Source organism: Chryseosolibacter histidinae, from assembly GCF_018598225.1.
Lineage (GTDB): Bacteria > Bacteroidota > Bacteroidia > Cytophagales > Cyclobacteriaceae > Chryseosolibacter > Chryseosolibacter histidini.
Genome location: NZ_JAHESF010000007.1, coordinates 99,316 through 111,101, shown reverse-complemented (window position 1 = coordinate 111,101; position 11,786 = coordinate 99,316). Strand labels below are relative to the sequence as shown.

The window sequence follows — 11,786 nt, the reverse complement described above, 5'->3', positions numbered from 1 at the left end:
CATCTTAGCACATCATTTAAACTTTTTACCATTATGAAAAAATCAGCTTTTCTATTCAGCTTTTTAATGGCCAGTGTGATTTTGTTTGCACAAGACGACAAAGCCGCCAGGCCCAGCCCTCCCGCACAGGCAACCGGCAAGGTCAACGGAAAAACCATCACCATCGATTACAGCCAGCCATCTGTTAAAGGCCGCAAGGTTTGGGGCGAGCTTGTACCCTACGGCCAGGTATGGCGCGCCGGTGCCAACGAGACCACAGCCTTTACAGTTTCTGCAGATGCCACAGTAGAAGGCAAAAATCTGCCGGCAGGTAAGTATGCGTTCTTTGTTATCCCCAATGAAAAAGACGCCACTATCATTTTTAATAAGACCATCAAGTGGGGTGCATTCAGCTACAAGCAAGACGAAGATGTGCTGCGGGTAACAGCACCTTTGAAGAAGTCGAAAGCTTTTGCAGAAAAGCTCACCTACACGGTAACCCCCAAAGGCAATGTACAACTGGCCTGGGCCGACTCAGTGATTGAGTTTGCCGTAAAATGATATCAGTTTTTTTTTTCAACGGCGGGCGATTCTTCGCTCGCCGTTTTTATTGATATGCACAAAATTATCAACCACGACTGAAAACTCAGTAGAGTCAGTCATCCCTCTCTTCCCAAAGAGAGGAACCGAGGGTGAGTTAGTTCTCCACCGCCCCGTCATCCACCCAGCAGGCAATCGCATTGATCTGTGCCTGCGTTAGCGTTCCATTCTCAGGCATGGTGCGGTCACCCGTAAGTTTTTTGATCATGGCCGCATTCGCGCGGATATTGCTGAACACCCTGAGATCCGGAAACTGCGCTCCGTTATGGCAGCCGGTAATGGCACAGCTTGTCGCGATGATAGGAGAAACTTCTGTTGAAAAACGGACTCCTGAAGATACCCTGATGGCCTGACTCACTTCGCATCCGGTGGCGTCGCTGACAGTAATGTTGTATTGCCCTTGCACAAGTCCTGCAAAGGTGTCACTGGTCTGGGTGTTTCCGTTGCTCATCCTGAAAAGATAAGGTGGTACACCATCGCTAGGAATGACATGGATGGCTCCGCCGGCAGACTTACAACCGGCATCGCTGGTTTCAAAGGCGAGGTTCAGTCCGGTTTTATTTTTTACGGTCACTTCTATCGCGGCGCTGCAACCTAACACATCCCTAGCCGTCACGTTGTAAACGCCGGCCGCCAGCGTTGAGAAAACGGCCCCTGGCTGATCTTCACCTTCGTTGAGGTTATAGTTGTAGATGCCGGAGCCGCCCGTGGCAACCACTTCGATCATGCCCTCGCTCAGACCACAATCCGTATCCTGAACCGATACCAGTTCTACCACAATGGGGTTTGCATGGCAGTCGGCAGGTCCGGGTAACGTGTGGGAAACACATGATACGCCTGTGAGTAACACCAGGAAAAGAAAATTTACGAAAGATCGATGGTTCAGGCAGAACCGGAGAGAGTTTCCCCGGTTCCTTTTTGATAGCAGATTTTTAAGGCGCATTGGATCCGATATTTCCGTTTGCGAGGATGGTTGCCAGGTTAGCTGCGCTGAGGTGAACTTGTGCATAACCGTTGAACGTGATCAGTTGGTCATAAGTGATGGCCGCGCCGCTCCTCAATTTTGTAACATTGGTAACACTTTTTCCGGTGGTTCCATTGACGTTGGTCAGGTCCAGCGCAATACTCCCGCCCGTGGCCACTGAATTATTGTGAATATGCGCAGGGTGATCTCCACCTGCCGTTGTTCCCGTGAGTGAGAGGGTCACCAGCGTTTCGTTGTTCGTTCTTTTTTGGAACCTTACGGTACCGCTGATGGCAGGATTTGAGACGGGACCCATATTGTAGGTTTTCGAGTCGCCTGTCAATGCATTCTGCCCGATGTCACCCTGTGCTACAAGCGTGGCGAGATCTGCTTCGCTGGCATGCACATTGACATAACCATCGAAAGCGATCAACTCATCATAGCTGAGCATGGTGCCGTCGTCCATTGCTGACACTACGGTCTCGCTTTTTCCTGAAGACCCCGAAACATTTTGCAGGCTCACCACAATGGCACCACCTTCGGCAGCCGTGTTCGCATGGATGTGTGCGGGATGAATCGCGCTGCCCTGCGTGCCGGAAAGCTGAATGGTGATCAGTGTTTTGCCGTCGTCCCTCTTGGCAAAAGTAACGGTTCCGCTGGCGGTAGCGTTGCCGACAGCCCCCAGCTCATATACTTTGTTGTCACCGGTAAGTTTCGGGCTCTCATCATCATCACAACCCGAGAGAAAAATGACCGCCGCGCTGAGCAAAGTGATCAATACTGATTTGAGCAAAGTTTTCATACACACTTTGGTTTTTTATCTGATAAACAAATGAATCCTGTCACTAATAATTTTACAGGCCGCAACGCTTCGCATAAACATGAGTACCGTTGCAAAAACCTGTACAACAATTTTGAGCAAAGGGTTGCCTGTACCGGCTGTGCGTGATAAAAAAATCGACGTGCGTGATGATGGCTGACGGATCGGTCAGTGCTGTGCGTTAGATAAGAAGAGGCATCGCTTGAAAAGTATATGGTGGATGATGCTGACGTCACCGTTTGGTCACCAGTGCTTCCTTCGAAGCCAACCGTGGCAACTATTCAATAACCGTAAAGTACTTCACCGGTACGTGATCTGTGAGCCACACGTTGTTATCCGTTCGGTAAAACCGGTAACCATCCTGGAACATTTCACCGGCTGCCACCTGAAGGATGGTTGGCTTCCCGTATCGCTGGCCCACGGCAGTGGCGGTTTTGATCTCCGTGCTGAGATGAACATGGTGCCTGTCCCGTTTTTCCAATCCCGTTTTCAGGATCGAAGCAAGGGCATTCTCCGTTGTGCCATGATACAGAACAGGTGGTGGCTGTTGTGCTTCGTAGCCCAGGTCGATGTCAACAGAATGACCCTGGCTCGCCCGGATCCGGGTGAGATCGTCACTGAAGGCAAACCGGCTTTTGTCATTCGTGCTCACAACGTGCGCCAGGATCTCCCGGCTGATGTTAAACTGATGTTCGCGCATACGTTCGATCAGGACATCCACATCCGTCCAGCCGTTTCCGTCCAGTTCGATATGGACCGTCTCCGGCTTGTGTCGCAGCACGAGACTCAGGAACTTGCTGATCCGTTTATTTTCTTTTTCGTTGATCATTTTTTGTGATGTTTTATGCAGGGGGCACCCAATATTATCATCGGGCTCCCCGCTTATTTTTTAAACAGTGCTCTCTTCTCTGACCGTGGAAATGATCCGCTCGATCTCCGAATCTACAGATTCGTTTTGCAGATCCTTGATCTGACCCTGCAATATTGTGTTGAATTTATAGTACTGGTCATTTTTGATCAGCCCTTGGGTCTGGATCCATTCTTCCTGTCCGTATCTTTTTACATACGTCTCGATCATCGGCTCTTCCATTCTTGAATGTGTTGTCAGGTATTCAGACATTTTCAGCAACAGGAGCTTGTTATTGGTCAGGATCCTTTCAGCCTCGGCTTCGCATTCCTTAATGATCCTGATGGCTTCTGTTGTGTACTTATCAGTAACCAGGAAGGCATCATCATTTTGTGCCTGCAACGCCAGCCGAAGCGGGTCTGACCCCATACCATACTCCCTGATAGCTTTGTTGGCCAACCTCGAAGCTTCTTCGATATCACTGCATACGCCCGAGGATGTCATGTCTTCGCCGAAGATCATTCTTTCAGCTACAAGTCCGCCAAGTGTGATCACGATGTCTTTCTTCAAAGATTGCCTTGTCATAGGACCTTTGGGAAAATTCACCAGGCAAAAACCTTCCATATCGGAGGCGGTCCGCGACACAACAACTGTCGGCACGATCCTTAACGTAAGGGCTGCCAGCACAGCGTGGCCCGCTTCGTGCACGGCAGTGTGCGCCTGAATTTCCGGATCGATGCTTTTCCGGAGGTCCTCGAGCTTCAGCCTGCCCGGGTCAGACACTGTCAGAACGGCAACACCGTTTGCATCTTTCAGTGTATATTCGAAGTTACCGTTGTCGAACCGCCATTCGATCTCGTCGATCTTCAGCTGATACTCGAGAATGGAGACCACCACGCTGCTGATCCTTGACTCGATGAGGTTTTTCACCGTTGTCAACACAGGCCTCGTGCCTTGCGCTGGAAATACACCTTCGGCATAAACGATATTCACCACCGATTCGTCGAAAGAGACTTTCCAGCGAAACTGCTGAAGAACAAAGTCAGCGATCCGCTGCAGCTCCTGCCTGATCAGTAACCTGAACTGTGCATTGTTGAACGACTTATAGATAACGTGGTTGTTTCCCAACCGCGCGATCTGCTCAGGTCTGAATCGCTTGCGCAGTGCCCGCTTGATGTCCGCGATGGTGATCTTCGAGGTCTGTTCGTGAAACTCATCCGCGCTGATATCAGGATTCATGTTGTGGCTCATGGTATAAGCCTCATCCAGGTTTCCCAATACGAAGATCAGGCAGTGAGAAAGGTCCAGCGTTTTGGTGGCTGGCCTCGTATGCATTCCTTTTGTTATGAGTATTTTGAGCGCATCAAGCGTTGACGCCTTCACCATTTCCTTGATATGATCCCTTGAACACTCGTCATCATCAAACAGGTAGAACATGCCGTTCACAAAATCGTCGGACATAAAGTAGTTCTCATCCTGGGTTGCATGGCTCCTGTCGTTATAGTCGAAGAAGAAACCACTGAAGATGGTTGAGAAACGGTCGAGGCCATATTCTATCCGTCCATTGGCCAGCGTTACACCTTCCTTGATCGCCTTATCGATTCTTCGCAGGCAGTTCTCGGCCCTGAAAAGGTAGTAGGTGCCTTGTCCCGGAATATACTCGATCTTCCCGGAGTCAAGCAGGTCCCAGATCACCCTCAATTTATCTTTTCCAAGCTCGTTGTTATTGCCATCCAGGGTTCTGGCGAATTGAAATTCGTCCAGGCAGATCAGCGCCGGTTTTTCATGGAAGAAATCCAGGTCGTCTGTCAGAATGTTTTTGATCCACGTAGCCGAGTCGGATTCAAACTCACCCATATCGATGTGACTGTAAAACTTCCTGTACTCCAGCTGTTCTACGAAAGCCTGCACCAGTGCAGTTTTACCCGACCCGGTCAGACCCCACAGATTGATGATGGTGGGTCTCAGCTGTGCTTCCGGAAAAAGATACCATGGCATGATCAATGAGGTCACTTCGTCGATGATCCCGTCAAGGCCAAGAAACTTCGCCTTGAGCTCCGACTTTACCTGCTCCAGCTTCTGCTTCCTGAGAATAAGTTCTGAATGTGAAATATTCGTTTCCATAGTTTTTTAATCTTTAGCCATCCTCACAATGCGGGGATGGAATTTGCCTTCAATATTTACCAGCGTTGTCTGGTTGTGCATGATCAGCTCGATATCCTTGTAAGCCGCTGGCGCCTCTTCTGTACTACCGCCGATCAGTGTTACCTTCTCGCTTTGCAGCAACTTTTTCAGGCTGCTCATCGTGATGGAATTTTTAGCTTTGAACCTCGACATTTTTCTTCCCGCGCCATGGGCAGCAGAGTTCAGTGACAATTCGTTTCCCAACCCGCTTACCACATATCCGGGCGCTGTCATGCTTCCGGGGATTATGCCAAACACACCTTTCGCGGCCGGCGTAGCACCCTTCCGGTGGACGATGTATTCATTCCCGTCCGCTAATGTTTCCTTCCAGGCGAAGTTGTGATGGTTCTCAACACGCTTCACGATGCCAGCGCCCAGGGCGTTGCAAAGGTTTTTATGGATCTGGTCATGGCAGGCCTTTGCATATTCGCCCGCAAGATTCATGGATAACCAGTAAGCCTGGCCCTCTTCAGTATCCAGCGTTAACCATGCGAGGTGTTTTGCCTCCCGCGGAAGTCTGCATTTGTTCATCGCAATATCCGTATAATGCTGAGCGATGTTGGCACCCAGGCTTCGGGAGCCGGAATGCGATAGTATGGCAGCATACGCGCCGGATTCAATTCCCAGTGTATTGTCGTCACCAACCTCGATGATGCCGAGCTCAACAAAGTGATTTCCCGAGCCCGAGCTGCCGAGCTGTCTTGCAGCTTTTCCATGCAATCTTCTGAGAAGATCAGTTTGCTGAAAATCCGGATGATCGAGCACCGGATGCTCCTGCCTGGTATCGAGGCCACCGTCATTGCCAAAATGTGTATGATCCCCCAGCGCCTGTTTGATCTCATAGGCATGATGCTCCACGTAACTGGCGGGAACATCGAGTATGCTGAGGGCCATCCTGCATCCAATGTCCATCCCGACACCGTAAGGGATCACGGCATTCTTTGTGGCCAGCACGCCGCCGATAGGCAGTCCGTAACCCTGATGTGCATCGGGCATGAGCGCACCTTTTACGGCAATGGGAAGTCGCATGGCTAGTTCCATTTGTTGGACGGCATTTACTTCAATGTGCTTGCTGCCGAAAATGTCAAAGTGTTTGGGTTCATCGTCGAGTTCATACGTTTTAAAAGTTTCAAGAACAGATTTGGAAATAAGCTTATGTGCCAGCAAACTCAGTGTATCATGAGTGATGTATGCATCAGGGTCTGCGAGCACTTTTGTGATCAACGCCAGCTTCTCATCATTGGGTGTGTGTTTGAAATGCCTGTTCATAAGGTTCAATGCCAGGCTTTTGGCCACCTCAGAGGGAAAGCTGATAGGAGAGAGGTCTTTAATATTGAGTTTATGTTTGCCCATAGTTCATGCACCTCATGCTTCGATCAGAAGCTGCGTTGAGGAATGCTCATGACAAACGCCGGATCGCGAAGCATATGATCATTCCGAAGCCTGTGCGTGGCTTGGTTGTTCGTAAATAATTTTAGAAAAAGGATAAAGCAGTATCGGATCTGGTATTGTTACCAGCGCTGCTTAAGGGTGATATGTGAACTCAGGACCAACATTGCTTCCTCTGTTTAAGTAAGACAAGGAGGTGAAATGCTTATGCAAAAGTAAGTCGGTGCATTCAATTCACAATGCGCCAGGAAGTAAAATTGTAAAAGTTAGAATTTTTCTAAATAGTATTATCTTCCACGATCATGCTGAAGGGAATTTTTAAACTGATGATCGCTTTGCCGCTGATGGTCCTCATGGCGCTAGTGGTGACAATGAATGTGAACATCAACAACACTTCTGAATCAATAATAAGTGGTGATGATAAAGTTGATCAAACGCTTGTCAAAGAATTACGGGGACTGAAGAAAGCATTAGATCAGCACGCGGATACTGACATGCAACATATTTTCCCGGAAGGGTATGTATTTTTTAACGCCATATATGCCCTGACATGGTCTTCATTTTTAGAGCATCGTGCTAACAACAGCTTCGTGAGCGAAGGCCGGGCCGAGATGCACAAAGCGTTGTTGAAAATTAATTCGCCAACAGGCAGAGCGCCCTTCAACGATGAACTTTCTTTGCCCTACGGATCTTTCTACAACGGCTGGAGCTCGTATGTGCTGGGTTCAAAGCTGAAAATTGAAGATGCTGACATCAGGGATAAAAAAGAAATGGATCAGTTCAAACAGCAATGTGCTGCGATCGCGAAAGCGATTCAACAAAGAACTTATCCGGTAAGCTATTATGGAAGCGCATGGCCTGCAGATGTTATGGTGTGCGTTGCATCACTTTCGTTACACGATAAGCTTTTCACGCCGCAATACAAAGACGTGATTGATCATTGGGTGACGGAAGTAAGAAAACATGTCGACGCAGATGGAATGATCCCGCACGCGGTACTTCCCGCCGATGGCCGCGCGCGCGAGCCTGCAAGAGGATCATCGCTGGCGCTGATGCTGATCTTTTTGCGTGAGATCGATGCGCCACTCGCCCGGGAGCAGTTCGCACTTTTTAAAGAGAAGTTCATCGATAGCTGGTTGGGTCTTACGGGCGTTAGAGAGTACCCCAAAGGTGTATCAGGGATGGGTGATATAGATTCCGGTCCTGTGATCTTTGGCTTTGGTGGCGCCGCAACCATTGTAGGCATGCAGACCTTATCATTGTATGGCGAGCAGGATCTGAGTGCCAGCATACGGGGTACTGTTGAAGCCATGGCCTTTCCGTGGCAAACTGCAGATACGAAAAAATACTTCTTCGGCGTGATACCCCTGGCCGATGCCTTTATTGCATGGAGTCACAGTGGTATGAAAACACGTGGCGCAGAGGTTTCATTTGTACGTTTTCGTATCTACAGCGTTTCGGCTTTTATCTTGCTCTCATTTTTCTTTTGGATGCTGGTAAAAAGCCGGAAATCCTGAAAATCCTTTCATCCTGAAAATCCTGGACATTAGTCCACCTCTTGGAACTTCGCATCACCACACATTCTCACAATTTTTGGCATGAACGAGCCGAGCACTCCAACGAGTGATTGCTGGTAACCCATCACCTGGTGAATGTCCTTGTATGCCATGGGCGCTTCGTCGAGACCCGAGCCGATCAGCTCGACTCCGGCTTCTTTCAGGAACTTGTTCACATGACCTTGCAGGATGGTTTGTTTGGCCTTCGTTCGCGACATGGTTCTGCCCGCGCCGTGCGATGCAGAATTGATCGACTCGGCAAGTCCTTTGCCACGGACAATAAAGCCGGGTGTGGCCATCGATCCCGGAATAATTCCGAGCACACCTTTTCCCGCGGGTGTTGCACCTTTGCGGTGAACGATCAGCTCGTTTCCTGCGGCATCTTTCTCCTTCCATGCAAAGTTATGGTGGTTCTCGATCATGGCGAGGGGTGTCTCACGCAACCCGATGGCCATCCGCTCATGGATCTGGTGATGACAGGCCGAGGCATAATCGCCGGCAAGGTTCATGGCAAGCCAGTACTCCTGTCCCGCTTCGGTATCGAGGTCAAGCCACGCAAGGTGTTTTGCTTCTTGCGGAAGTTTGCAGGTGTCCATAGCGATCTTCGTATAATGACGGGCAATGTTGGCACCCAGTCCACGGGAGCCTGAATGCGAGAGCAGCGCTACGTAACGTCCAGGCGCCAGGTTAAATTCGTTCACCGGATCGAGGATCTCAACAATACCGAACTCTACAAAGTGATTGCCACCGCCTGATGATCCGATCTGCTGCCATGCGCGGTCTTTCATTTCACGGGCAATGCCAAGCTCGCTGAACGCTTTTCTTTCAAAGATCTCGTGATCTTTTGGTTTGTTGAAAGTAGCCATACCGAACCTGGTGTTGTTGACGAGCAGCTTTTTAAACTCCTCTTTCTTTTCAGTGAGCGCTGTCACCGGCAGGTTATATACCGTCATGCACATCCGGCATCCGATATCGACACCGACACCATATGGGATCACTGCATTTTGTGTGGCAAGCACCCCGCCGATAGGAAGGCCGTAACCCTGGTGCGCGTCCGGCATCAAAGCGCCGGCTACCGTCACGGGCAGCTTCATGGCCGTTTCCATCTGGCTCAACGCACCCTGTTCAATGGCATCTGCGCCATAGATCTGATAAGGTTTACCAGCCACATTCAATGGAATGGTATCGTCTCCCGGTTTAAGCAACTCATGCGCCAATGCCGAAAGCTTTACATCGTTGACATAAGCAGATGGATCTTCAAAAACTCCTTTCAGCAGCACCAGCTTATCCCCGGTGCTCATCGTCTGATATTGCTGCTCCATGATCTGAAGCGCCAATCCCAACGCCTTACCTTCCGCAAATCCTATATTTTTAAGATCGTTACCTGTTAAGTTCATTTCAATTGTTCTTTATAATAACACAAATTATAACAATATGTGTACTGTCTTGTTTGCACACAATTTTAAAGCCACGAAGGCACCAAGACCACAAAAGCACCACAAAGAGAAATCCCTTTGTGTCTTTTTCGTGCCCTTAGTGTGGCAAAAGAACCAGGCCTCGAAGAACCGTCTGGAAATGCCCAGGACGTGCTCCTCCTGGCTCCCTTGCCCGCCGAAGCTTGTGATGGCATCAACGCGAGGGTAGCGAAGGAGGGTGGCTCATTTTTTAGGAACAAAGATCTCCTTCAGCTGATCAATAACCTGGTTACCTCCTGATAACGAGATACTGTTGATCTTGTCGGCGATCTTCTCCACGTACTCCATTTCTTTCAATTTGAAGAGCATGGAGTTTTCTTCCATCAGTTTGGCAGTGTTCAGCAGGCTCCTGGTGGAAGCCGTTTCTTCACGCCTCATGATCACGTTGGCTTCAGCTTTTTTCTGGGCCACCAGCACCTGGTTCATGATCTCTTTCACTTCACCCGGCAGGATGATGTCCCTGACGCCGCAGTCCCGGATCTCCACACCCAGGTTGTAAGCTTTATCTTTCAGCGTGGCCAGCACATAGGCGGAAATGGATTCTTTTTTCTCCAGCAATTCATCCAGCGACAGTGTGCCGATGAACTCCCGCAGCGCCAGCTGCATCAGGATATACAGTTGTTTATCGTAGTCCTTGTTGTCGATCAAAGCTTTGATAATGTCAACCACTTTGTATTGGGTGAAGAAGTTGATCCGCAGGGCAGCTTTGTCTTTCGTCAGGATCTCCTGTCCGGAAACCTCGAGCTGCAGTTGCCTCAGGTCTGCTTTCAGCACAGAGACAACGACAGGGTTTTTCCAGAAGTAGTACACGCCTGTGTCGAGCACTTTGGAGAATTTACCATCGATCAGCAGGATACCTTTTTCGAAAGACTCCACCGTAAACACCCTGACGTAAGGCAATACCTCTTTTCGCATGATCGTATACTTGTCGATGTTTTCAGTAACCTCGATCTTGCTCAGGTCTGCTTTGATGAAAGTGTAATCGGTCACGCCTTTCCAGTAAGCGTATCTTCCCGGTGCCAGTACGGTTTTAAAGTTTCCGTTTTCGTACTGCAGCACAATTTCGTTATCCCGTACTTCTACGATCGTCAGCATATTTGCCAGCTGCTCATCGCGCAACAGGATGTTCAGGTCAACGGAAGGATGGAACGGTTTTGTCATATCGTACTCGAATGAATCCTCATTCGGGAATAACCAATACGCACCTTCTGTAACCATGTTCTTGTAGTTACCATTCCTGAACACCAAGCCAATTTTTCCGGTGTTGATCCTGATCCTTTTCATTGTAAAAAAAAATTAATCGTTAATAAAGTCATTTTAAAAGAAAGCAGTTCACAAACACATCATCTCCCGAAAACGGAAGTGTAATTGAGGACAGCTGCATTTAGTTTGGTTTTCTGCGCTTATCCTGTCTTGTCTGGGGAGAGGGTCTCCTTAAGAAGACAGGCTGGCATGCAGAAAAGCAAACCGACTTGCTATCCGGTATCCTTACACATACTGGTTTTCAGCAAACTGGCCTTCAGGCTAACATCCCGAGGAATGTTTCACATGCAGGCCCGATGCGCCCCCGAACTGCTTTCGAGAGGTAACCTTTTTTAGAAGCGGTCAGCTTCATTCTCATGGTTAAAAGCCATGTGCTCTACCAAACTGAGCTATCACATTTGAAGTGTGAACGGGATTCGAACCCGTGACCCATCCTGCTGCTCTTCCAAACTGAGCTACCGGCCTCGACCGGGAAGGAATCGAACCTTCGACCCGCAGATTAATGGAAAACAACATCAAACCAAGCAGCATGTTGCACCGCATTGCAATACAACACTATGGCGCCATACAGAAACGCTCATCAGGTCTTTGCTTGTTGTCTTTTCCGCGCTTCCTTTCCGACATAGTCGTAAGGGAAGATCTTTGATCCGCCAACTGGCGAATGATATCTTATTAAAATCGTTGTTTATCAGTTCCATATAAATCACGC

9 protein-coding genes are annotated in these 11,786 nt (G+C 49.1%); 2 read left to right on the top strand and 7 right to left on the bottom strand.

Going from position 1 to position 11,786, the window contains the following annotated elements; translation table 11 throughout:
- Positions 1-33 precede the first annotated feature (33 nt).
- Positions 34-540 (top strand): DUF2911 domain-containing protein, encoded by a 507-nt coding sequence (locus KK083_RS09160; RefSeq protein ID WP_254162718.1) that lies wholly within the window; start codon positions 34-36, stop codon positions 538-540.
- A gap of 136 nt (positions 541-676) precedes the next feature.
- Here the strand turns inward: KK083_RS09160 and KK083_RS09155 are convergent, their stop codons facing one another.
- The 5 genes from KK083_RS09155 to KK083_RS09135 form a co-directional block, all read right to left on the bottom strand.
- Positions 677-1,357: a hypothetical protein gene (locus tag KK083_RS09155; RefSeq protein WP_254162716.1), complete on the bottom strand. Its 681-nt coding sequence runs from the start codon at positions 1,355-1,357 to the stop codon at positions 677-679.
- A 154-nt stretch (positions 1,358-1,511) separates the two neighbouring features.
- Positions 1,512-2,345 (bottom strand): CHRD domain-containing protein, encoded by an 834-nt coding sequence (locus tag KK083_RS09150; RefSeq protein WP_254162714.1) that lies wholly within the window; start codon positions 2,343-2,345, stop codon positions 1,512-1,514.
- Positions 2,346-2,640: 295 nt separating this feature from the next.
- Positions 2,641-3,192, bottom strand: a complete 552-nt coding sequence (locus KK083_RS09145) for an RNA 2'-phosphotransferase (RefSeq protein WP_254162712.1) — start codon at positions 3,190-3,192, stop codon at positions 2,641-2,643.
- A 60-nt stretch (positions 3,193-3,252) separates the two neighbouring features.
- The gene (locus KK083_RS09140) at positions 3,253-5,334 is read right to left on the bottom strand and encodes an ATP-dependent metallopeptidase FtsH/Yme1/Tma family protein (RefSeq protein WP_254162710.1); all 2,082 of its coding nucleotides are present in this window, start codon (positions 5,332-5,334) and stop codon (positions 3,253-3,255) included.
- Positions 5,335-5,340: 6 nt separating this feature from the next.
- Positions 5,341-6,747 carry an RtcB family protein gene (locus KK083_RS09135; RefSeq protein ID WP_254162709.1) on the bottom strand — a complete coding sequence of 469 codons (1,407 nt, stop codon included), beginning with the start codon at positions 6,745-6,747 and terminating at the stop codon, positions 5,341-5,343.
- A gap of 338 nt (positions 6,748-7,085) precedes the next feature.
- On the opposite strand from KK083_RS09135, the gene KK083_RS09130 reads away from it, so the two are divergent.
- Positions 7,086-8,300, top strand: a complete 1,215-nt coding sequence (locus tag KK083_RS09130; RefSeq protein WP_254162707.1) for a hypothetical protein — start codon at positions 7,086-7,088, stop codon at positions 8,298-8,300.
- Positions 8,301-8,329: 29 nt separating this feature from the next.
- Here KK083_RS09130 and KK083_RS09125 read toward each other — a convergent pair whose 3' ends face one another.
- On the bottom strand, positions 8,330-9,736 hold the full coding sequence (locus KK083_RS09125) for an RtcB family protein (protein WP_254162706.1): 1,407 nt from the start codon (positions 9,734-9,736) through the stop codon (positions 8,330-8,332).
- Positions 9,737-9,997: 261 nt separating this feature from the next.
- Positions 9,998-11,098, bottom strand: a complete 1,101-nt coding sequence (locus KK083_RS09120; protein WP_254162705.1) for a slipin family protein — start codon at positions 11,096-11,098, stop codon at positions 9,998-10,000.
- Positions 11,099-11,786: the final 688 nt, after the last annotated feature.